A 22403-nucleotide genomic window follows, 5' to 3' on the forward strand; every position below is an offset into this window, starting at 1 on the left:
ATGGAAAAGAAAAAAACAAATAAATTTTTTAAGAATACTTTTATTCTTGTTATAGCAGGAATTTTAGTTAAGATTATAGGCGCTGTATATAGAATACCTATAACAAACATCATCATGGATACAGGGATTGGCTACTATCAAGCGGCTTATCCTGTGTATCAAATACTCTTAACAATATCAACAGCAGGTCTACCGATAGCGGTTGCAAAACTCGTTTCAGAAAATTATGCGCTAGGCAGGATAAAGGCAGCTCATAAAGTATTCAGAGAGTCGACAAAGCTAATGTTCATCTTGGGCATAGCGAGTGCGCTCTTCGTTTATGTGTTCAGTCACCAAATTGTTGGCTTTTTACAAAATGAAAACAGCTGGTACTCATTAGTTGCACTAATACCAGCCCTTGTATTTGCGCCACTTATGTCATCATTTAGAGGCTTTTATCAAGGTAAGGACAATATGGTGCCTACAGCCATCTCACAAGTTATTGAGCAGTTATTCAAGTTAATATTTGGGCTTATACTAACAAAGTATGCTCTTAGGATGTATGGCGTAGCCGTTGCAGCAGGCGCTGCACAATCAGGCGGTTCAATCGGAGCCATCTTTGGCTTTTTATTCTTGCTAATAGTATTTTTATTTAATTTTAAATCATATAAGGCAGAAGAAAAACTAGACCAAAGCGGCTTTGTCTATGGAGATAAAGAAGTAATAAGAAATATCTTATCAATCGCAGTACCTATCACCATAGGAGCATCAATCAATCCTCTTATGGATTTTATAGATACTAAACTTGTTTTTATGAGACTTACAGATATTGGCTACACTATGAGCCAAGCAAATGATATGTTTGGCTGGCTAAAGGGCATGGCGACAACACTTATTAACATGCCTCAAGCTATATCCATAGCTTTGTCAATGAGTATAGTGCCACTAGTTTCGGCATACATGGTTAAAAAAGACGACGAAAAAATGCATCAAACAATATTTACAGGACTTAAGTTCACTTGTCTTTTTGCATTTCCTTGTGCACTTGGATTTATTGCCTTAAGTAAGCCTATAATATCATTAATTTATTATAATAATTCACCAGAAGCAATCAATGGAACAGCAGAATTACTTAGTATTTTAGCGATTAGTCTAATCTTTCTATGCCTAATACAAATTCTAACAGCTATACTTCAAGCGGTTGGCAAACCTGAAAAGCCAGTTAAAAACCTTGTCATTGGATCTATTGTGAAGATAATTTTAACTTATATACTAACAGGAATCGCATTCTTCAATGTAAAGGGCGCGGCTATAAGTACAAATGCTGCATTTTTAGTGGCGATGATACTAAATTATATCGATTTGGAAAAAATACTTGATAAAAAATATAATTTATTGTTCTATGCATTAAAAGTTTTAGCCGTAAGCATATTTATGGCAATTTCTGTTAAGGTAGCTTATGAACTTTTAAGCATGAGATTTTCACTTTTAATATCAACATCGCTATCGATTTCATTAGGCATAATAGTTTATGGTGGTCTCGCACTTTTACTAAAATTGGTAAAAATTGAAGATTTTATATCAAAATAGCAAAAAAATCGCTATTTTTTCATAAAAAATTAAAAAAAATGCAAAAAAACCTTGATTTTTAGAGAAAATAGGTTATAATATAAGTATAGAAGAGCCACGAATGGCTTTTCAAGCACTTTTTAAAAGGAGGATTTATTATGAACAAATCTCAATTAGTTGCAGCTATGGCTGAAAAAACTGAAATGACAAAAAAAGACGTTGAAGCTTGTCTTAACGCTTTCACAGGTGTTGTTACTGAAACACTTAAGAGCGGTGAAAAGGTTCAATTAGTAGGCTTTGGTACTTTCGAAGTAAAGGACAGAAAAGCTAGAGAAGGAAGAAACCCTAGAGATCCTAAACAAAAAATAAAAATTCCTGCATCTAAAGCACCTGTTTTCAAAGCTGGTAAGACTTTAAAGGAAACTGTAAACACTAAAGGTAAAAAGAAAGCAAAATAGTCCCAAAAGGATATTTTCTTAAAACACAATAAGTAAAAAGTCAGGCTATGCCTGACTTTCTACGATGTACATAAGGGTGATTTCATGAGACTTGATAAGTTTTTAAAACTATCGAGAATTATTAAAAGAAGAACAGTAGCTAATGATGCTGCAAAAAGCGGCAAGATACTTATAAATTCAAAAGTAGCTAAACCAGGTGATGATTTAAAAGTTGGCGACATTATAACGACAACGTTTAATGAAGACCACAGAAGCTATGAAGTAGTATCCTTGCTTGAAAGTCCAAACAAGGATCAAGCTAAGCTGATGTATAAAGAGCTATGATTTGTAAGGAGTGATGATTATGAAGAAAAATAAAAAAGGTGGAATAACGGCATTTAAATTAGGAATTATATCTTTATTTTTAATTGTATCAATCCATTTTTATAATCAAATAGCAACTTACAATAAATTAGTGAAAGAAGATAAAGCAAAGCAAGAAGAGATTGCAGAACTTAAGGACGAAATATCAAACGTAAAGGTATTGCTTTCTAAGTCTAAAACTCAAGAATTTATTGAACTAATAGCTAGAGATGAATTAGGCATGATCAAGCCTAAAGAAATAAAAGTTGTTGACAAAGTCGACACAGATATATTTAAAGAAAACAAATAATAATTAAGGAGGATTTTGTTTTTTATGACGCTTTCAGTTGGAGACATCGTGAGTGGAAAAGTTGTTAATATAACTAATTTTGGAGCATTTATCGAGATAGAAGGTGGACAGAATGGTCTTGTGCATATCTCAGAGATATCAAATGATTACGTAGAAAATGTTTCAGATGTTTTAAAAAAGGGACAAGAGGTTAAAGCTAAAGTTTTGTCGAATGACAACGGAAAACTAAGTTTGTCAATTAAGCAAACTCTTCCAAAAAAGGAATTTGTTAAACAAAAAGATTTTAATAATAAAAAAGATTTTAATAATAAAAAAGATTTCTCAAAACCAAGAAGAGATTTTTCTAAGCCACAAGCAAGAAAAGCTTATACTTGGGAAGGAGAAAGGACAGAATCTCAAGATTTAAGCTTCGAAGATAAAATTTCAAGGTTTTTGAAAGAAAGCACTGAAAAGATGGATCAAATGAAGTTTAAAGAAAACAGAAGAAGCAGTTATCATTCAAAAAAAGGTGACTATAGAAATTAATTGCTTCTGAGTCTAATAAGTATTTAGCAAGGTTGAACAATTGTTCAGCCTTTAATTTTCTTTATATTTTATCTATGGTAGAGGTTAGTATGAATAGTATAGAAAAATTTAGAAATTTCATCAAAGAAAATAATTTAATAAATAAATCAGATACCATAGTCAGCGCTGTATCTGGTGGCTCTGACTCTGTTTTTATGCTTGAAATGCTTCTTAGTATTAAAGAAGAATATAACCTTCACATTATAGTTTGTCACGTTAACCATGGTCTTAGAGGAGCAGAGGCACAAAGAGATGAAGATTTTGTAAAAAATCTTTCTGAAAAACATGGTCTTATATATGAAGTAGAGCACATTGACATGATGAGCTATGCCAAGGAGCACTCATTAACTTGTGAAGAAGCAGGCAGAAAGCTAAGATATATATTCTTTGAAGAGCTTAAAAATAAATACAAGGCAAATTCAGTTGCCATAGCTCACAATGAAAACGATGTAGCAGAGACCATGATGCTAAATATATTTAGAGGCACAGGACTTGACGGACTTGAATCAATTCCACTAAGAAGAGATTTTTACATAAGACCAATACTTTGCTTTGAAAAATCAGAAATTCTTGAATATTTAAAAGAAAATAATATTAATTACGTTGATGACTCGACTAATTTCACCAACGATTACAAGAGAAATCTTATTCGTAACGAGATGATACCATTTATTGAAAAGAATTTTAATGAGAATGTAATTGCGTCTATGGCTAGACTTGCAGCCATCTCTAAAGAGAACAATGAATATATTGAGATTATTATAAATGATAAGTATAAAAGCATTGTCAAGGCGGGTAGCATTGACAGGGATGGTTTTAATAAGCTTCATCACTACGAAAAAACTATTATTTTAAGAAAATTTTTAAAAGAAAATTTAAAATATTTAAATAATATTAGTAAAGAAAATATTGAAGAGATGATCAATTTAATTTTGCTCGATTCGGGTAAAAAGTATGACATAGATAATAAACATTATCTTGTAAATGATTTTGATAAAACCACATTCAAAGTGCTTGATAAGAATGAGTTTTCAGAAGAAATATCGCTTGACTTTAAATTAGATAAAGTATACAATATTTATGGAAGAAAATTTAAATTTGTCTTAAGTGATAAAATTCTTAGCAAAAAATATCTCGACTATGATTTATTAAAGGGAAAGCTTAGTCTTAGAAATAGAAGAAGTGGCGACAGATTCAACCCCTTCGGCATGAGTGGCTCAAAAAAGATTAAGGACTACTTTATTGATAAAAAAATTTCTTCAGATGAAAGAGCTAAAATTTTATTTTTGACAAATGATGAGGACATAGCTTGTGTTATTGGCTACGACATAGCTAATAAATACAGAGCAAACATAAAAACAAAGAACTATCTTAACATTATAATGGAGGATAATTATGGCTTATAGAATTAAAGAAATTATGTTCACTGAAGAACAGATTCAAGAAAAAGTTTTAGAACTAGCAAAACAATTAACAGAGGATTATAAAGGAAAGAGCCCAATCTTTGTTGGGATATTAAAAGGATCCTTTGTGTTTATGGCTGACCTTATTAAAAATGTTGACAATCACGAGCTTAGAGTTGATTTCATGAGAGCATCAAGCTATGGAAACAAAACTAAATCCGATGGCAAGGTCAATATCAAGTTAGATATGGAGTTTGATCCAAAAGGTGAGGATGTACTTATCATTGAAGATATCATCGATTCAGGCTACACTCTTAAGTGTCTTCACGAGTACCTTTTAAACAAGGGAGCAAAATCAGTTAAGATAGTTACACTGCTTAATAAGAGTGAAAGAAGAGTTGTAGATATAAAGGTTGATTACGTTGGTTTCGAAATACCAGATAAGTTTATCATCGGCTACGGACTTGATTTTAACGAGCACTTAAGAAATTTACCATACATAGGAGTTTTAGATGAAACTTGTTTAGGTGAGGAGGAATAATTTGAAAAGATCTTCAATTAGAAATATAATTGTTTATGCATTTATATTGATACTTGTCTTTTTCTCTTTGAGATTTTTCTCGGGAAGTTTTTTCTCGGAGGATAGAGCCAATGTCAATACTTTCATAAACGATATTAAAGATGGAAAAGTAAAGAGAATTAGCCAAGAAGGCTATGGATTTAAATATACAAAAAATGACGGTAAAAGTGATTATGTTGAGGTAGATCCAAATGTTTGGCAGTCTATATATGATGATTATGTTAAAGATAGAGTTATAGCAAACAAGCTTCAATACGATGTGAGCATGCCTAAGGATAACTCCATGATGATAAATATACTTATGATGGCAGGATCTATGCTATTCTTTATGTTTATCATGCGTGCGTTAATTGCACCGAGAGGACAAGATGGAACAAGTCCACAAAATTTTGGTAGATCTAGAGCGAGAGAATCAAAAACTGTCAATGGTAAAGTCATTAAATTTGCAGATGTTGCAGGACTTGTCGAAGAAAAAGAAGAATTATTTGAAATAGTTGACTTCTTAAAAAATCCTATGAAATATATCAAGCTTGGCGCAAGAATACCAAAGGGCGTTTTGCTAGTTGGTGAGCCAGGTACAGGTAAAACATATCTATCAAAGGCAGTTGCTGGCGAAGCAGGAGTACCTTTCTATACTATATCCGGTTCAGACTTTGTAGAAATGTTTGTCGGCGTTGGTGCTTCAAGAGTTAGAGACCTTTTCCAAACAGCAAAGAAGAATGCACCTTGCATTGTGTTTATAGATGAGATTGATGCAGTTGGTAGACAAAGAGGCGCAGGCCTTGGCGGCGGCAACGATGAAAGAGAGCAAACACTTAATCAATTACTTGTAGAGATGGACGGTTTCACTCAAAATGAAGGCATTATCGTTATGGCGGCAACCAATAGACCAGATATACTTGATAAGGCTTTATTAAGACCAGGTAGATTCGATAGAAATATATATGTTTCGCTTCCTGATGTTAAGGCTAGAGAGGCAATACTTGAAGTTCATGCAAAGAATAAAAAGCTTGATGAAGATGTTGACTTAGAAAATATTGCTAAGAAAACAGTAGGATTCTCACCAGCTGACCTTGAAAATCTTCTTAATGAAGCAGCACTATTAACAGCTAGAGAAAATCTTGACAAGATACCTATGAGACTTGTTCAAGAAGCGTCAATCAAGGTAGTTGCTGGACCAGAAAAGAAATCACAAACTGTTATAGAAAAAGAAAGAAAGATAGTTGCTTATCATGAAGCAGGTCACGCTATAGTTAGTCACTACACAGATGAATTATATCCAGTCAATATGATAACTATAGTTCCAAGAGGAAGAGCGGGCGGCTTCACAGAATATCTTCCAAAAGAAGATTTTAATTACACAACTAAGTCCATGATGGAGAATATGCTTAAATCACTACTTGGCGGTAGGATAGCTGAAGAGATTATATTTAAAGATATATCTACAGGCGCATCAAACGACATTGAAAGAGCAACAGATATTGCGAAAAACATGGTTACTGTCTACGGTATGAGCGATAAGCTTGGACCAGTTTGCTATGACAATGAAGGCGAAAACGTTTTCATAGGCAGGGACTACGGAAGAACAAAAGTTTATTCAGAAGAAGTTCAATACGCTATAGACCAAGAGATTAAAGACTTTATCTTGAAAGCAAAAGAAGAAGCAACTCAAATACTTTTAGAGCATAAGGATAAACTTGAAAAATTAGCACAAACACTTCTTGAAAAAGAAACAATCAATAGAAAAGAATTCTTAGAAGTTCTTGGAGAAAATCAATAAGATTATTAAGCGGCTATAAATTTAGTCGCTTTTCTTATGCAAAAAATAAATTATATTATCATGATGAGACAAAATTATTACGGCAACAAAAATAATTTACAATAAAAATTACAATAAACTTGAAAAAAACTTTCTAAAATGATATAATAACTATTGTAATAGTTTACTATAAAGGAGTGATTTTATGTTTTTAGCAAGTTTTATTTCGCCTGAAAACACTTGGGCTCTTTGGTCAGTTCTAGCATGTTCAGCTGCTTTAGCAATATTCCTAGAACAAAAATACAAATGGGCTAACAAAGTAACAGGCTGTATCTTAGCGTTAACTATCACTATGATACTTTCAAACGTTAACTTTATTCCAGCAGATGCACCAGTTTATAATGCTGTTTGGGACTATGTAGTACCTCTAGCAGTACCAATGCTATTATTCAAAGCTAATATTAAGAAAATTGCTAAGGAATCAGGAAGAGTATTTATTATTTATCTATTAAGTTCAGTAGGAACAATACTTGGTTCTTTCGCAGCATTCTATATCTTAAGAGGCGCTATAAATGACCTTGGTAGAATTATCCCTATGTTCACAGGAACATACACAGGCGGAAGCGTTAACTTCGTAGCTATGGCTGACAACTATGCAGTTGATCAATCAGTTACAAGCGCCGCTCTAGTTGCAGATAACTTATTAATGGCTATCTACTTCTTCGTTTTAATAGCTTTACCAGGAATTTCATTCATCAAAAAAGCTTACAAGCATCCATACATTGATGAACTTGAAAAGAACGCAGATCTTAAAGACAGCAGCAAGACTATGGCAGCTCAATATTGGGGAGCAAAGAATATATCATTACTTGATATAGCAACAGTAGTTGCAAGTGCCTTCCTAATCGTTACAGTATCTGATCTTATTGCTTCATTCTTAGGATCAGTTATACCAACAGGCAACTTTGTAATGCAATTATTCAATGGATTACTTGGTAACAAGTATCTAATCATGACAACTATCACTATGATACTTGCATCAGTATTTAGCTCTTTCTTCGAAAAGATTAACGGTAGCCAAGAAATCGGTACTTTCTTAATTTATCTATTCTTCGCAGTAATCGGCGCACCAGCATCATTAAAGTTAATAATCGAACAATCTCCACTATTATTATTACTAGCAGCAATCATAGTATTCACAAACTTAATCGTATCACTTATATTTGGAAAGATTTTCAAATTCTCTATCGAAGAAATCATTATTTCTTCAAACGCAAACGTTGGTGGACCTACAACAGCAGCAGCTATGGCTGTATCTAAGGGCTGGCAAGCACTTATTGTTCCAGCACTATTAGTTGGTACACTTGGATACGTTCTAGGCAATTGGTACGGTATTTTAGTAGGTACAATACTTCAATAATTTTATTAATTAGTAAACTATAATTATTACAGGGTAAGCAGTCAGAAATGGCTGCTTATTTTTTAATCATTGCAATGGATTTGTCTTTGTGCTATAATATTTAGCGTAAATCAAACGGTATCCTTAGTGAACCGGAATGGAGGTAATTTAATGAACATGAGCAAGAACTCAAAAAGAGTCGCGTACGCAGCTATTTATATAGCTATAGTACTACTATTTGCATTTACGCCCATAGGTTTTGTTCCTGTAGGTTTAACAAATGCAACAACACTACATATACCAGTTATTTTGGCGGGCATACTAGAAGGTCCACTTATTGGGGCCATAGTCGGTTTTGTCTTTGGCATAACAAGCATAATCAATGCTATAATCAAGCCAAATCCTATATCACTAGTATTTTTAAATCCAATTATAGCTGTTGTGCCAAGAATTTTGATAGGCTTAGTATCTGGTCTTGTATTTAAATTTATGAACAAAAGAGATGAAAAAACAAATAAGGCAATCACTTTAACAGTATTTGCACTAATTTTTATCTATTATTTAAGATGGGTCATCCTTTTCATCGCAAGTCCGGAGATTAAAGTCATAAACAAGCTAGTTAACGTAGGATTTTTATTAATTACGCTAATGATACTCATCTTTATCATTAAAGGCTCAAAAAAGTATAGACTTGATCTAGTAGTGCCAGCATTTATTGGGACACTTGCAAACACTGGACTTGTCTTATCATTTATGTATTTAATTTATGGAAGCTTCATTGAAGGAGCGCTTGGACTTGAAGCAGGCGCTGCAAAGGGCTATATACTCGCAATTGCGACAACAAACGCAATACCTGAGCTCATCATAGCGATTGTGGCTGTGACAGTAATCGCTTCAAGAGTATTATCAATTGAGAGGAGATAATTATGCTATTAGCAATGGATGTCGGCAATACTAACATAGTTTTAGGCTTGTTCGACGATAATAATATGATAGAAAGCTTTAGACTATCCACAGATAAGGATAAAACTTTGGATGAATATGGCATTATTTTTCATGATTTTTTGAATTTTGCAAAAGTTGATGCAAAAGAAGTGAATGCAGCCATCATCTCATCGGTTGTACCTCCTGTGACAGGACCACTTATTGATTCAATTAAAAAATATTTTAATGTTAATGCTGAACTTGTTGGCAAAAATCTTAAAACTAAGATCAACATTGTTATGGATAATCCAAAGGAGGTTGGCTCAGATAACATAGTAAACTCAGTTGCTGTTAGAGCCATCACAAATAAACCAGCTATAGTCATAGACCTAGGCACAGCAAATACTTATCACTACTTAAATGAAAAAGGTGACTACCTTGGAGGCATCATCACACCAGGCTTTAAGATATCGATGGATGCTCTATCTGAGAGAACATCAAAGCTTCCGCGCGTTGAGCTTGAAATGCCTGAGCACGTTCTTGGCAAAAATACTGTTGAGAGCATTAAAAGCGGTATTATGAACTCAAAAATCGGTGAGATGGACTACATCATAAAAAAGATTTTGGAAGAGATCGGAAAAACTAAGGAGGAGCTTCTAATAGTTGCAACTGGTGGACTTTCAGAAAAAGTTGCCAAATACAGCGAATATGTTAATTTAATCGAGCCAAATCTAACTCTTCTAGGTCTTTACGAAATATATAAGATGAATCATGCTTAAAATATCGAATTTTGAGATAAAAAATTCATTAGTCTTGGCGCCGATGGCAGGCTTCACTGACTATGCATTTAGGCACATAGCTTGTGAACTTGGCGCTGGCATGACAGTCTCTGAGATGGTTAATGTCAAAGGCCTTGTTCATGATGACAAAAAAACTTTGGATCTAACTAAAAGAATAAAAGATGAAGCCATCTACGCAGTACAAATTTTTGGAAGCAATGAAGATGATTACAAAAGAGCGATAGAGGAGCACCTAAACGCTATGGACATAGATATCATAGACATCAACATGGGCTGCCCTATGCCAAAAATTACGAAAAATGGCGATGGCAGTGCGCTTTTAAAAGATACAGAAAAAGTATATAAGGTAGTCAAAGCTGCGAAAAGCGCTTCAGCTAAGCCAATTACCGTAAAAATACGTATTGGCTGGGACGATGATAACTTAAATGGCGTAGACAATGCTAAGGCGATAGAAGAGGCAGGAGCAGACGCAATCACTGTTCATGGAAGGACTAGAGAAGCCTTCTACACAGGAAGCGCCAATTGGGACTACATCAAAAAGATTGTAGATGCAGTTGATATACCAGTCATTGCCAACGGCGATGTGGCGAGTCTTGATGATTACAATAGGATACTTGAAGTGACAGGTGCAAGTGGAGTTGCCATAGGCAGAGGAGCGCTTGCAAATCCATTCTTATTTAAAGAGATAGCTAGCTACTTAAAAGGCGAGGAATATATTTCTAAAGATTATCAAAAAATTGACATAGCTATAAGGCACATGGACCTAGATTTGGAGTTATATCCTAAGGAGCTATTAAAAAACAATATGAAAAAGCAGCTCTTACAGTACATCAAGGGCCTAAGAAACGCAGCGAAAGTGAAGAACGCCATTTGCGAGAGCAAAGACTTTGATGAAATATATGAAATTTTATTAAAGTATAGAGAATATTTAAAAAATAATATTGAGTACTAATATATGCCAAGAGAAATCTTGGCTTTTCTCTTGCAATTATTTTTCATTTCTTATATAATAGAATAAAGTAAATGAAGAGAGGTAATTTTATGAAGAAGAAAATTATGAGTATAGCCCTAGCTGGCATGCTTTTATTAAGTCAAGTGAATCTACTTGCAAAGACTGAGGTAAAACAAGTTAAGCTTAGAAATAGAAGCTGCAATGTAATTACTGTTACTGCTGATGATACTACTGCTTTTAAGGTAGTTAAGCCAAATATGAAGCAAGTTGGTGTTACAAATTTTAAAAATTTTATCGCTTCATATAAGCCAAGAGCAGCGATAAACGCAAATTATTTCGAAGCGTACAAGGGCGGTTTTTACCCTTATGGCACGCAAATGACTGAGGGCAAAATGATAAACATGTCAGGTAATCACGCGAGCCTACTTGTTTTTGATAAAAATAAATTCAAGATAGTGCAAGGTTTTCTTCGTTACAACGGTTTTCTTGATGGACAAAGAGAAAATGACTGGATAAATAAAAAAGCAAACACTTTTGAAATCTGGAATGTCAATGGCAATCTAACAAGTGAAAAGACTGCTTATGTATACAATTCATACAGAAACGCTCCTACTAAGTTTGGCGGTGGAACTGTTATAGAAGTTGTTGATAATAAAGTAAGTAAAGTATATAAATCATCTGAAAACATGGTTTTGCCAAAGAATGGCTACATAATTTACTATGGTAAAGAAGCCTGTGACGATAAATACATTAATGATAGATTCCAAGAGGGAAGAACAGTTGAACTTGAATTAGTTTTGTCAAAGAAAACTAACGATGGCTTCGTGACTGAAACTGAGTTTGATTACAATGGAGAAAAAATTCCATATACAAAGGTAAGTGAGATAATATCAGCTGGACCACTCTTAATAGAAAACTCTAAGAGCGTGTACGAAACTTATGTTAAAGGCATGGAAGCGAAGATGACAACTGGCGCAGGCGCAAGAACCTTGATAGGCATCAATAAATCAAATCAATTAGTCATGGTAACTACTTCGGGAACTATGGCGCAAGTCACAGGTATAATGCAAGACCTTGGCTGCACAGATGCATTTAACCTTGATGGCGGTGCATCAAGCGCTATGTATGCGAACGGCAAGTACTTTAGAAATGCAGGTAGAGCGCTTAACACAGTATTTTTAGTACAAGATGTAAAGCCAGCTAAATAATTAAAGAAAAATAATTTATAAAAATACGGCGATGGCTTAGTCCATCGCCTTTACTATGCAAAAAAAGAGTGGGCGTTAATTTGCTCACTCTTTTCTGTTTTATATTTAATTTTGTCTCATCGCTTCAAGTGCACTTAGCTTAGTTGCCTTCTTAGCAGGGAAGTAACCAGATACTATACCTATAAGTGCTGAAAAAACAAGGGACGCTAGTGCAAGCCATACGGGTATGATTGACATCTTTAACTGAGATGGATCAAAGTCTGGTGAGAAGCCGCCGCCGGACATGCTTCCTGCAAAGCCATATTTCACGCCCAAGTAGTTAATTAGGGCGCTTATCGCGTAGCTGAGGACTATACCCGCGAGGCCACCAAGCAGACCTATAAAGGCTGATTCAGTAAGGAACATCATCTTTATGTCTGAGACGCTCGCACCTATAACCTTCATTACACCAATCTCTTTTGTTCTTTCATATATACTCATGACCATGGTATTTGAGATACCGATGGCTGCGACTAGTAATGATACGGCACCGATACCGCCAAGTATTAGTCTTTGTGTTTTAGATGAGTTATTGATTTCGACCAAAACGTCATTTAAAGAATGTGGTTTAAGTCCCATAGCTTCGATTTGCTCTTGAACAATTTGAACGTTGTCAACGTTATCTACTTTAACTTTAATGTTATTATATTTATTGTCTTTATCATCACGTCTGCCATACATAGATCCGCCAAACATATTTTGATTGGCGCCAGATTGTAATTTTTTAGCATCTTTTTTAATTTTTCTTAAATATTCTATAGGCATAACGATGTAATAATTATTCTCGTAATCATCGTCTCTAAATACACCGACCGCTTCGATGGGATACTTTACATTTGGCTTATTAGGCTCAGTACTTTGACCATCTGGATCGTAGCTAGTGCCTGTATCTAAAGTAAGAAACATCTTAGTTGTAAGTGGATCTCTTTCTTCGTCCTTTGAAGGACCGTTCATACGAGGCCTTTGCGGATTGCTTAGCCATCTAAGAACGTCTCTACCCATGACAACTTTGTTCATATCGCCTTCTTGAAGAAGTCTGCCACTATCAAGCTTTATATCAAATTTAGCATATTCAGCAGGGTCTACACCGACTAATGTGGCATATCCTTGTAAATTTTTTACATTTATCCTAGCATCAAATTGTTCAGTTGCTAAAACCGCATCAACATGAGGAATTTTTTTAAGCTGTTCAACAGTGGCATCATCAAGCTTACCGACCTTATTAGTCTTTGGTTTCTTCTCACCATCTTCCTCATCCATACCTCCATATCTATTGGCAGGGTAGATGTCAATTTGAGTAAGTGAGCCCGCTGATGCAAGCTGCTTCTTAGTCGAATCCGTCATACCAAAGCCTAAGGATATCATCATGATGATGGATATAGAACCAATAACTACACCTAATACTGTTAAGAAGGTTCTTAATTTACGTCTATTAAGATTTCTCAAACTCATCAATATTAGATCTTTAGTCTTCATCTATCTTCAAATCCTTTTCTTTCTTTTTGTTTTTAAGCTTTTTAAATACTACGAAGCCTATAGCGCCTAAGATTACTAAAGCTACTGGAATATAGAATAGTGGCTTCTTGTACCATGGAGTATCTCCCATAGCTCCATCTGGAAGTGGCATACCATCTGGTCCAGCGTTAGGATCCATTGGCGGAGCTTCTTCAACAGTTATATTGATATCTTCTTCTTTTTCTTTTACTTCACCAGTTGAGTCCTCATAAGTAAATTTAAGCTTACCCTTTATTTCACCTGGTTCATTTGGCATGATTGAGCCTTCATAAACGTCTTGTCCACCAGAGTTAAAGTTACCGATATAGTATGTGCCATTGTTAACAGTAGCATTATCAGCAGTTAGAGTTACTTTGAAGTTATATAGAGTAACCTTACCTGTATTGTAGAAGTTTGCAGTGATTGGAATACTATCTCCAACCATGGCGTTTGTTTGATAATTTATTGGGTCTATATCAAGTTTTGATTCTTGATAAACTGGTACGCCGATATTTTCACTTGATTTGTACTCGTTATTTTCATCATCTTCATATTCAAAGTTAGCAGTGATATTGTAAGTTTTAGCTGTTGCATCTGGAACGACAAACATTTTGATAGTTTTTTCAACTTTGCCGCTCGGAGCGATTCTACCGATATAGAATGTATTTGAACTATCAACAGGAGTGAATACTGATGAGCCAGCTGTGTTTGAGTCGCTTTTACTTGTGTCTTGACTTGTTAGATCTATCTTAATATTCTTAACAGCTTTTTTAGCGTTTGTATTGTAGAATGATAGATTCATTTCAAATTCGTTTCCAGCAAGTGGAAGCTTTGGCTCAAATTCGTATCTGTCAATGATAAGCTTAGGTGTTGACTTCTTTGCATCCTTGCCATCTCCAGCATTGTCTGGATTATTTAAGAAAACGCCAACGATTTGTTCAACTGTTTTTGGTTCTTTGCCTTCAGTAAAATCATCAAGATATTCTATCTTAATATTGATTGGATAGTTTTTAGTCGAGCCGCCCTTTGTTGTAAAGAACTTGTAACTAACTGTTTCTTCTTCGCCAGGAGCTAAATCTCTAACAAGTATGTCTGATACTGTTCTTGATACAACACCTGATGGGTCGTCGCTCTTAGCGCTTGCTCTGATCCTCTTAGCAACGGATTGACCTTGGTTTCTGATTTTAAAGCTTACATCGAATGTTTTGTTTACACCAAGTGTTGCTGAAGGGAATTTTAAGTCTTGTATAATTAATTGTGAGTCTTGTGAAGCGTCTCCGCCGATGTTGATAAAGGCAGTTGTTTCTTCTTTTATTGGCTCTTTATTGAATTCACTTTCATAGCTTAGATCAGTTTTTATTTCATAAGAACCAAATTTAGCAGTTTTTGCCACATTCATCTCATAATATAAATATATTTTTTTACCTGCCTCAATAGCTTTAACTTTTTGAGTAGTAGTGCCGCCTCTAACTGATAAGCCAGCTGCAGCAAGACCAGATATGTTTAATTCAACGTTTTTAGCTAAAACATCTGAAATATTTTCAATTTCATAACCAAAGGCTACATAAGAGCCAGGTACAACGTTTGCTTCTGGAAGAACGTCAACTCTATTAATCTTTAGTTGAGCCTTGTTTTTACTGCCTCCGTTAACTCTTACATAAGCTTCACCAGATACTTTTACGATTTCACCATCTATTCTTGTTTTTCCTGTAACAGAAATTTTATAAGTGCCTGCTTCAGCGCTTTGAGGTATTCTAACTCTTACTTCAACTTCGCGTCCACCAAAGGCATTTACAATATAGCAGTTGCTAGGACTATCGCTCGTAGCTTTAATACCATAAAAACTTAGTCCATAGAAATATCTATCTGCTTCAAAAATTACTGATGTGTCATCGCCTGGTTTTAATTCACTTGTTGAATTACTAATTAGATCAATTTCATCAATTTTTTCCTTTGGTCTTTCTTGTGGTTTTTTATATTCACCATCAACTCTTATATTTGTCTCGCCATATGCACTTTTATTTCCAATTTTACCTCTAACTGTCAATTTGTAAGTGCCTTGTTCTGCATTTGATGTGATTTTAACTTTAACTGTGATAATATTATTGCTAGATGCAGTTGAAATAACATAACAATTGTTAAGACTGTTTGTATCAGCAGTTACATTAGTAATTGTATCATTACTATTTGAAGATTTAAAATTATAAGTAACTGTATTGCCACGTTGTACTGGACTAGCTGGATCAGCTTGTAAAATTTCTTCTTCAATAATTGGTTTAGTTGTTTCCTCTGCATACATATTTACACTCAAGGTGCTTATCATCATTATAGCAATTAATAAAATGCTAAATATCTTCTTCACTTAATTGTGCCTCCTTTTTATCTGTGTTCATCTCGTCCTTCTCAATCAGTCCGTCACGCACGTGAACTATCCTGTCTGAGTAGACTGCTGTTTCTAAGTCATGAGTTACTATGATAAGCGTTTGCTTGTCTTTTTTTGTCATAGTAGTCATTAGTTCCATAATCTCGACACTAGTCTTAGTATCAAGGTTACCTGTTGGTTCGTCTGCAAAGACTATCTTCGGTTTGTTTACAAAAGCTCTAGCTATACTTACTCTTTGCTGCTGACCACCACTCATCTCGCTTGGTTTGTGCTTCATTCTATCCTTTAGGCCTACCTTTTCAAGTAGATAAGCACTACGCTCATCTCTTTCTTTTTTAGAAATGCCTTTAAATATTAAACCTAAACCTACATTTTCAAGTGCAGTTAGGGTAGGGATGAGGTTATACGACTGAAACACAAAACCAACATTTAGCTGCCTAAACTTAGTTAGGTCATCCTCATTAAGATTCTCAATGTGTATGCCGCCGACAATTATCTCTCCCGAGCTTGGCTTTTCAAGTCCAGCCATCATATTTAAAAGAGTAGATTTACCTGAACCAGATGGTCCAACAATGCATATCGCTTGCTCCTTATATAGAGTGAGGTCTATGCCTTTAAGTACAAGAAGACTTTCTTTACCGATCTTAAATGCTTTTTTTAATTTTTTTAGTTCGATAATTTCTTGCATGTTTCCTCCTTTATTATATATCTTGATTATAACATAAAGGACGTATTAAATATATACAAAAGTGTTAAAACAATGAAAATTTTTAAAAAAAGTCTTGCATTTTAAATTAATTTATGTTATATTATTATTAACATATAAATACATGTTTATGTGTTCATATTTATATATGAATGCAAAATAAAAAAATTATAAAAATATATAGGAGGCGGCCATGGAAAAATTAATTTTAAATGGACTTACTTGTGCCAATTGCGCACAAAAGATAGAAAGCTTTGCAAATGAGCATGAATCAGTTGAAAGTGCTAGCTTGGATTTTATCAATTCGATTTTATCGATTGAAATTAAAGAAGGATCTGACGCTGAAGGCGCTTTAAGAGATATTACAAAATATGTTAATGACTTAGAGCCAGACGTTTTAGTTACACGCGGTGAAGCCGAGAGCGAAGAAGAAGAGGAAGAAGGCTTTTCAAAAATATTTTTAATAAGGATAGCTTTATCACTTCTAGGACTAGCTGCATATTTATTCATTGACAGTCCATATAAGATGGTCTTTTTTGGACTAGCATACATTGTTATTTCATACGATATAATCATACATGGACTTAAAGGCGTTTTTCGCGGTATACTTGCTGAAGAATTTTTAATGACAGTCGCAACAGTCGGCGCCATAATTATAGGTGAGTATCTAGAAGCAGTTTTAGTAGCACTTTTATATCAAATTGGTGAAATCATTAGTGACATCGCAGTTGACAAATCAAGAGATAAAATTAAAGAGCTTATAGTTAAGTCACCAGTTTTTGCTACTGTTTTAAATAATGGCAAAGAAATTCAAAGCGAACCATCTGAAGTAGCTGTTGGCTCTAAGATAATAGTTCGTGAAGGCGAGTCCATCGCCATAGACGGCATAGTTATTGAAGGAAGCGCAAAAGTTGATAACGCTCACATAAGCGGTGAGTCAGAACCAGTTTATGTAGATGTCAATAATGAGGTTTATTCAGGTGCCATAGTTAAGGAAGGATACTTAATTATAGAAACTACTAAACTTGCTAAGAACTCGACAGCGGCTAGAATACAAGATCTTGTTAGAAGCTCACAAAGCGATAAAGCTAATCTTGAGACAGGCGTTTCAAAATTTGCAAGAGTTTATACACCAATTGTTGTTTTCATCGCAGCGCTTATTGCACTTGTAGCACCAGTACTAAAAATAATGCCGCTTAAGGAAGCTCTTCACACATGCTTTGCATTTTTAATAGTATCTTGTCCATGCGCAATCATCATTTCGGTGCCACTAGCATATTTCTCTGGTATAGGCAAGATGAGCAAAAACGGTATTCTTTTTAAAGGAACAAAATTCTTAGATCAATTTAGAAATATAAAAACATTTTGCTTTGATAAGACTGGTACATTAACTAGCGGTAAATTTAGACTAGTTAGCGTAGAAGCCTTTGACATAGATGAAGGAAAGGCACTTCACTTAGCAAGACTTGCCGAATATCACTCAAAGCACCCTATATCAAGAGCTATACTTGATAGTAGAGAGGATATTGATAAAGATGAGATAATTTCTTACACAAGCCTTAAGAATGGCGTGGAGGCTGAAACAAAATTTGGCAGCGTAAAAGTTATTACAAGTGAAAAGGAAAGTGAATACAAAGTTCTTGACACTTATCTTGACGATAAACTTATAGCGCATCTTTATATAGAAGACGAAATAAAAGAAGAGACAAAGAGATTAGTTAATGAGCTTAAAGAAAGAAATGTTAAACCTGTTATGCTTACAGGCGATACTAAGATATATGCTGAGAAAGTTGCTCGCGATTTAGGCATAGACTCATTCGAGGCAGAATTACTTCCTAAGGATAAAATAAAGTTTTTTGAAAAAGAACAAGGTAAAGATGGCCTCGTAGCCTTTGTTGGTGACGGCATCAATGACTCGCCAGTTATTAAGAGAGCGGATATTGGTCTAAGCATGGGAGCACTTGGTTCAGATGCAGCCATCGAAGCGTCTGATATAGTTATCATGGATGATAGAATTGAAAAGATAGTAAATATTTTCGATACATCACACTTTGTTAACAAAATTATTTTAGAAAATTTAATTTTCACAGGATTTGTTAAGGCGGCCATCATCATTTTATCTTTATTCATACAATTACCTCTATGGTTAGCGGTTTTTGGCGATGTTGGCGTAACACTTATATCAGTTATAAACACACTAAGAATTAGATAATTTAATAAAATATTTAAGAAGTTCACAGTTAAGAGAAAATTCTCTATATGACTGTGAACTTCTTGACATATTGGCGTAAAATATATATAATAATAGAATAGACTTAAAAGGAGTGTTATATGATTTATTTAAAGACAAAGGATCAAATTAATAAAATGATTGATGCAGGCAAGATACTTATCAGCGTGCATCACGCCTTGAGAGACAAGGTTAAAGAGGGCGTAACAACTATGGAGTTAAACGATTTTGTTGATAATTTCATAGTAAGTCAAGGCGCTTATCCAGAGCAAAAAGGATACGAAGGTTTTCCTTATGCTATATGCGCATCAGTTAATGATGAGATATGCCACGGTTTTCCAAGCAAGGACGTAATTCTTAAGAATGGCGACATCATTTCCATCGATATGGTTGTTAATTACAAAGGATGGATGGCTGATTCATGTTGGTCATATCCAGTAGGAAAACTTTCTGAAGAGGATCAAAAACTTTTTGATCACACAAGAGAGGCAATGTACAAAGCCATCAGCATAGTTGATGAAAACGTTAGGATAGGCGAGATTGGTAAGTGCATCGAAGCTTTTACTAAACCAAAGGGATATTCAATAGTAAAAGAATTTATTGGTCACGGTATTGGTAAGAACATGCATGAGGACCCACAAGTTTTTCATTACGACGCTGGCATAAAAGGGCCAAGAATAGTTAAGGGTATGGCATTTACGATTGAGCCAATGATTTGCATGGGCTCAGCAGCTATGAAACTTGACAAGAACGGTTGGACTGCTAGAACAAAAGATGGTAGCAAATGTGTTCAATTCGAGCATACTTTAGCTTTAACTGACAACGGAGTAATAATTACGACTGATCAAGGAGATGTTTAGATGAGAGATACGAGAGACTTAACACAAGGAGAAATATCACCAATACTATTTAAGCTTGCAATTCCTTTGATGGGTACCTCGCTCTTGCAAATGTCATATCAAATCACAGACATGTTCTGGCTTGGCAAAGTTGGTACACAGGCGGTTGCGGCCGTCGGCATAGTCGGTCAATACCTTTGGCTGATTAGCTCACTAATAATACTGTGCCAAGTTGGACTATCTGTTGGTGTTTCACAAAGCTTTGGTAAATCAGATTTAGAAAAAACTAAAGATTATATAAGCGGCGGTTTTAGATTAGGCCTTATAATTGCCATGACAATCACAGCTATATTTATAATTTTTCACAATGAGCTCATAGGACTATATTCATTCAAAGAGGGTGACGCAGCTGTTCAAGAGCTAGCAAGTGAATACATGGTAGCAATTGCCTTTGGTTTAGCCTTTATGTTCTTAAATCCACTCTTTGCAGCAACATTTAATAGCATGGGCAATAGCAAGACGCCATTTATAATAAGCTCAATCGGTTTATTAGTAAACATGGTTTTAGACCCAGTCTTTATATTTGTATTTCACATGGGAGCCATGGGTACAGCAATCGCCTCAGTTATAGCAACTTTAGTAATATTCTTAATATATATTTACATAGGCTTTAAAAATGATTTAATTTATGTTAGAGTGAATTATCTTAAAAAAGTGCCAAGTGAAATAACAAATCACATACTTAAACTTGGCATACCAATAACGCTTATGGAAGCGTGTCATGCAGCGGTATCTATGGTATTAACAGGCTATTTAACAAAGCTTGGTGCTTATGCGGTTTCAGCTATGTCGATAGGCTCGCAGATAGAGTCAATATCTTGGATGACAGCAAATGGCTTTTCAGTTGCGAACACTGCTTTTACCGGACAAAACTTTGGCAAAGGCACTTATGACAGGATAGTTCTTGGATTTAAAAAGTCCATGAGAATTATGTCAACGCTTGGAACAGCTACATCACTATTACTTATAGTATTTGCAACTCCGATATTCTCAGCGTTTTTACCAAATGACCCAGTTGCGATGCAGGCTGGAGCTGATTACTTAAGAATACTTGGCTATTCACAATTATTCATGGTTATAGAGATAGGAGTAACAGGATTTTTCAATGGCATAGGTAGAACGAAGGAGCCATCATACTCTGGAGTTATACTAAATTTAATGCGTATACCATTTGCAATATTCTTTATGAAATACTATGGACTAGATGGCGTTTGGATAGCAATTTCACTATCGTCAATATTAAAGGGGATAGTTGCTTATGTTTGGTTTAAGATTATACTTAAAAAAGAGATAGAACCGAGGGTGATAGCATGATGGTACAATGCGTCTGCTGCCCAGTTTGCTGCAGAATAAAAATTGATGGCGAAGAAATTTCTGGTAATCGCTGCGGAAGAGGATATAATTACGCAAAAAGCCTTCTTCAAGAAGAGGACGACTACGTTTATGGCAAGATTAGGATAGATAGTCTGATGGTTTCAGGTCTGCCAGTAAAAACTGATAAAAAAGTAAAAAAATTTATCATCAAGCAATATTAAAAGAAATATTTAATTTGCGCGCGAAGGCACCTATTAACGTAGGCGATGTAATAAAGGAAAATATTTTAGATTTGGGTGTAAATATAGTTAGCCAAAAAAGAATACTTAAGTAGGAGGAATTATGAAAAAGATAATTTTATTATTATTAATGATGGCTATGTGCCTTAGTTTAACTGCATGTAGCAAAAAAAATGACAATGGTGGTGAGGGAGAAATGAAAAAAGAAAGAAGCGAAAGTGAAGTAACTACAGATGATGCAGAACTTGTTCAACTACAAAATCCAAAAGCAGGTGACAAGGTAGCGACTATAAAGACAAATAAGGGCGAAATCAAGGTAAAATTATTCCCTGAAGTAGCTCCAAAGGCAGTAGAGAACTTTACTAAGCACGCAGAAGATAAATATTATGACAATTTAATCTTCCATAGAGTTATAAATGGTTTTATGATTCAAGGCGGTGACCCAAATGGTAATGGAACTGGCGGAGAAAGCATATTTGGCGGACCATTTGAAGATGAATTTGATATAAATACAAGAAACTTCAGAGGCGCTCTATGCATGGCCAATGCTGGTCCTAACACTAACGGATCACAATTCTTTATCGTACAAGGCCAAGCTGTTCAAGATGATATCATCAAGCAAATGGAAGAAGCTGGCGAAGATAAAGGATATCCAAAGGCTGTTGTTGACGCTTACAAAAAGATCGGCGGCGCATTCTGGCTTGATTATAAGCACACAGTTTTTGGCGAAGTATATGAGGGTATGGACGTTGTTGACGAGATTGCAAAATCACAAGTTAACGAAAACGACAAACCTCTAGAAGACGTTGTAATTGAAAGTATTACAGTAGAAGATTATAAATAGGAGTGAGG

The 22403-nt window shown here is 34.9% G+C and carries 22 protein-coding genes; 19 read left to right on the forward strand and 3 right to left on the reverse strand.

The window, feature by feature from the left end; genetic code table 11:
- The 13 genes from BN30_RS09195 (at position 1) to BN30_RS05915 (ending at position 12247) form a co-directional block, all read left to right on the forward strand.
- Complete coding sequence (locus BN30_RS09195) at positions 1-1569, forward strand: putative polysaccharide biosynthesis protein (RefSeq protein WP_019214575.1); 1569 nt, start codon at positions 1-3, stop codon at positions 1567-1569.
- A 137-nt stretch (positions 1570-1706) separates the two neighbouring features.
- Positions 1707-2006 (forward strand): HU family DNA-binding protein, encoded by a 300-nt coding sequence (locus tag BN30_RS05855; RefSeq protein ID WP_019214576.1) that lies wholly within the window; start codon positions 1707-1709, stop codon positions 2004-2006.
- Between the two features lie 84 nt (positions 2007-2090).
- On the forward strand, positions 2091-2330 hold the full coding sequence (locus BN30_RS05860) for an RNA-binding S4 domain-containing protein (protein WP_019214577.1): 240 nt from the start codon (positions 2091-2093) through the stop codon (positions 2328-2330).
- Between the two features lie 19 nt (positions 2331-2349).
- Positions 2350-2658 carry an FtsB family cell division protein gene (locus tag BN30_RS09200; RefSeq protein ID WP_019214578.1) on the forward strand — a complete coding sequence of 103 codons (309 nt, stop codon included), beginning with the start codon at positions 2350-2352 and terminating at the stop codon, positions 2656-2658.
- A gap of 24 nt (positions 2659-2682) precedes the next feature.
- The gene (locus BN30_RS05875) at positions 2683-3183 is read left to right on the forward strand and encodes a S1 RNA-binding domain-containing protein (RefSeq protein WP_019214579.1); all 501 of its coding nucleotides are present in this window, start codon (positions 2683-2685) and stop codon (positions 3181-3183) included.
- A gap of 89 nt (positions 3184-3272) precedes the next feature.
- Positions 3273-4628, forward strand: coding sequence for a tRNA lysidine(34) synthetase TilS (tilS, locus tag BN30_RS05880; RefSeq protein ID WP_019214580.1), 1356 nt, complete (start codon positions 3273-3275; stop codon positions 4626-4628).
- The gene (gene hpt / locus BN30_RS05885; RefSeq protein WP_019214581.1) at positions 4618-5166 is read left to right on the forward strand and encodes a hypoxanthine phosphoribosyltransferase; all 549 of its coding nucleotides are present in this window, start codon (positions 4618-4620) and stop codon (positions 5164-5166) included. Before tilS ends, hpt begins: the two co-directional genes overlap by 11 nt.
- A gap of 1 nt (position 5167) precedes the next feature.
- Positions 5168-6985: an ATP-dependent zinc metalloprotease FtsH gene (ftsH, locus tag BN30_RS09205; protein WP_019214582.1), complete on the forward strand. Its 1818-nt coding sequence runs from the start codon at positions 5168-5170 to the stop codon at positions 6983-6985.
- A 184-nt stretch (positions 6986-7169) separates the two neighbouring features.
- On the forward strand, positions 7170-8384 hold the full coding sequence (locus tag BN30_RS05895; protein ID WP_019214583.1) for a DUF819 family protein: 1215 nt from the start codon (positions 7170-7172) through the stop codon (positions 8382-8384).
- Between the two features lie 150 nt (positions 8385-8534).
- On the forward strand, positions 8535-9287 hold the full coding sequence (locus BN30_RS05900) for an ECF transporter S component (RefSeq protein WP_019214584.1): 753 nt from the start codon (positions 8535-8537) through the stop codon (positions 9285-9287).
- 2 nt (positions 9288-9289) lie between these two features.
- A complete protein-coding gene (locus tag BN30_RS05905) occupies positions 9290-10066 on the forward strand; it encodes a type III pantothenate kinase (RefSeq protein WP_019214585.1) in 777 nt (258 codons plus the stop codon).
- Positions 10059-11039: a tRNA dihydrouridine synthase DusB gene (dusB, locus tag BN30_RS05910; protein ID WP_019214586.1), complete on the forward strand. Its 981-nt coding sequence runs from the start codon at positions 10059-10061 to the stop codon at positions 11037-11039. The genes BN30_RS05905 and dusB overlap by 8 nt, the downstream gene beginning before the upstream one ends.
- 89 nt (positions 11040-11128) lie before the next feature.
- Positions 11129-12247, forward strand: coding sequence for a phosphodiester glycosidase family protein (locus BN30_RS05915; protein ID WP_019214587.1), 1119 nt, complete (start codon positions 11129-11131; stop codon positions 12245-12247).
- Between the two features lie 105 nt (positions 12248-12352).
- Here the strand turns inward: BN30_RS05915 and BN30_RS05920 are convergent, their stop codons facing one another.
- Genes BN30_RS05920 through BN30_RS05930 form a run of 3 tightly spaced genes read right to left on the reverse strand, consistent with a single transcriptional unit; the run spans position 12353 to position 16851 of the window.
- Positions 12353-13762 carry an ABC transporter permease gene (locus BN30_RS05920; RefSeq protein ID WP_019214588.1) on the reverse strand — a complete coding sequence of 470 codons (1410 nt, stop codon included), beginning with the start codon at positions 13760-13762 and terminating at the stop codon, positions 12353-12355.
- Positions 13752-16142 carry a COG1361 S-layer family protein gene (locus BN30_RS05925; RefSeq protein ID WP_019214589.1) on the reverse strand — a complete coding sequence of 797 codons (2391 nt, stop codon included), beginning with the start codon at positions 16140-16142 and terminating at the stop codon, positions 13752-13754. The genes BN30_RS05920 and BN30_RS05925 overlap by 11 nt, the downstream gene beginning before the upstream one ends.
- Positions 16126-16851 (reverse strand): ABC transporter ATP-binding protein, encoded by a 726-nt coding sequence (locus BN30_RS05930; RefSeq protein WP_019214590.1) that lies wholly within the window; start codon positions 16849-16851, stop codon positions 16126-16128. The genes BN30_RS05925 and BN30_RS05930 overlap by 17 nt, the downstream gene beginning before the upstream one ends.
- Positions 16852-17062: 211 nt before the next feature.
- Between BN30_RS05930 and BN30_RS05935 the strand changes: the two genes are divergently transcribed.
- The 6 genes from BN30_RS05935 to BN30_RS05955 all read left to right on the forward strand — a co-directional run bounded on the left by BN30_RS05935 (position 17063) and on the right by BN30_RS05955 (position 22395).
- Positions 17063-19081: a heavy metal translocating P-type ATPase gene (locus BN30_RS05935; protein ID WP_019214591.1), complete on the forward strand. Its 2019-nt coding sequence runs from the start codon at positions 17063-17065 to the stop codon at positions 19079-19081.
- Between the two features lie 119 nt (positions 19082-19200).
- Complete coding sequence (map, locus tag BN30_RS05940) at positions 19201-19959, forward strand: type I methionyl aminopeptidase (protein WP_019214592.1); 759 nt, start codon at positions 19201-19203, stop codon at positions 19957-19959.
- Positions 19960-21312: an MATE family efflux transporter gene (locus tag BN30_RS05945; protein WP_019214593.1), complete on the forward strand. Its 1353-nt coding sequence runs from the start codon at positions 19960-19962 to the stop codon at positions 21310-21312. It abuts the gene before it with no gap.
- Positions 21309-21533, forward strand: a complete 225-nt coding sequence (locus BN30_RS05950) for a hypothetical protein (protein WP_154648848.1) — start codon at positions 21309-21311, stop codon at positions 21531-21533. The genes BN30_RS05945 and BN30_RS05950 overlap by 4 nt, the downstream gene beginning before the upstream one ends.
- Positions 21534-21547: 14 nt before the next feature.
- Positions 21548-21646, forward strand: coding sequence for a DUF1667 domain-containing protein (locus BN30_RS10550; protein WP_195890976.1), 99 nt, complete (start codon positions 21548-21550; stop codon positions 21644-21646).
- A gap of 8 nt (positions 21647-21654) precedes the next feature.
- Entirely contained in the window at positions 21655-22395 is a 741-nt protein-coding gene (locus tag BN30_RS05955) for a peptidylprolyl isomerase (protein WP_019214595.1), read from the forward strand.
- The last annotated feature ends 8 nt before the right edge of the window (positions 22396-22403 follow it).

The organism is Fenollaria massiliensis (assembly GCF_000312505.2).
GTDB lineage: Bacteria > Bacillota > Clostridia > Tissierellales > Peptoniphilaceae > Fenollaria > Fenollaria massiliensis.

Bases quoted from the DNA above. Each gene is read 5' to 3' on its own strand.
- BN30_RS09195 (WP_019214575.1), top strand. From the start codon at position 1: ATGGAAAAGAAAAAAACAAATAAATTTTTTAAGAATACTTTTATTCTT.
- BN30_RS05855 (WP_019214576.1), top strand. From the start codon at position 1,707: ATGAACAAATCTCAATTAGTTGCAGCTATGGCTGAAAAAACTGAAATG.
- BN30_RS05860 (WP_019214577.1), top strand. From the start codon at position 2,091: ATGAGACTTGATAAGTTTTTAAAACTATCGAGAATTATTAAAAGAAGA.
- BN30_RS09200 (WP_019214578.1), top strand. From the start codon at position 2,350: ATGAAGAAAAATAAAAAAGGTGGAATAACGGCATTTAAATTAGGAATT.
- BN30_RS05875 (WP_019214579.1), top strand. From the start codon at position 2,683: ATGACGCTTTCAGTTGGAGACATCGTGAGTGGAAAAGTTGTTAATATA.
- tilS (WP_019214580.1), top strand. From the start codon at position 3,273: ATGAATAGTATAGAAAAATTTAGAAATTTCATCAAAGAAAATAATTTA.
- hpt (WP_019214581.1), top strand. From the start codon at position 4,618: ATGGCTTATAGAATTAAAGAAATTATGTTCACTGAAGAACAGATTCAA.
- BN30_RS05895 (WP_019214583.1), top strand. From the start codon at position 7,170: ATGTTTTTAGCAAGTTTTATTTCGCCTGAAAACACTTGGGCTCTTTGG.
- BN30_RS05900 (WP_019214584.1), top strand. From the start codon at position 8,535: ATGAACATGAGCAAGAACTCAAAAAGAGTCGCGTACGCAGCTATTTAT.
- BN30_RS05905 (WP_019214585.1), top strand. From the start codon at position 9,290: ATGCTATTAGCAATGGATGTCGGCAATACTAACATAGTTTTAGGCTTG.
- dusB (WP_019214586.1), top strand. From the start codon at position 10,059: ATGCTTAAAATATCGAATTTTGAGATAAAAAATTCATTAGTCTTGGCG.
- BN30_RS05915 (WP_019214587.1), top strand. From the start codon at position 11,129: ATGAAGAAGAAAATTATGAGTATAGCCCTAGCTGGCATGCTTTTATTA.
- BN30_RS05920 (WP_019214588.1), bottom strand. From the start codon at position 13,762: ATGAAGACTAAAGATCTAATATTGATGAGTTTGAGAAATCTTAATAGA.
- BN30_RS05930 (WP_019214590.1), bottom strand. From the start codon at position 16,851: ATGCAAGAAATTATCGAACTAAAAAAATTAAAAAAAGCATTTAAGATC.
- BN30_RS05935 (WP_019214591.1), top strand. From the start codon at position 17,063: ATGGAAAAATTAATTTTAAATGGACTTACTTGTGCCAATTGCGCACAA.
- map (WP_019214592.1), top strand. From the start codon at position 19,201: ATGATTTATTTAAAGACAAAGGATCAAATTAATAAAATGATTGATGCA.
- BN30_RS05945 (WP_019214593.1), top strand. From the start codon at position 19,960: ATGAGAGATACGAGAGACTTAACACAAGGAGAAATATCACCAATACTA.
- BN30_RS05950 (WP_154648848.1), top strand. From the start codon at position 21,309: ATGATGGTACAATGCGTCTGCTGCCCAGTTTGCTGCAGAATAAAAATT.
- BN30_RS05955 (WP_019214595.1), top strand. From the start codon at position 21,655: ATGAAAAAGATAATTTTATTATTATTAATGATGGCTATGTGCCTTAGT.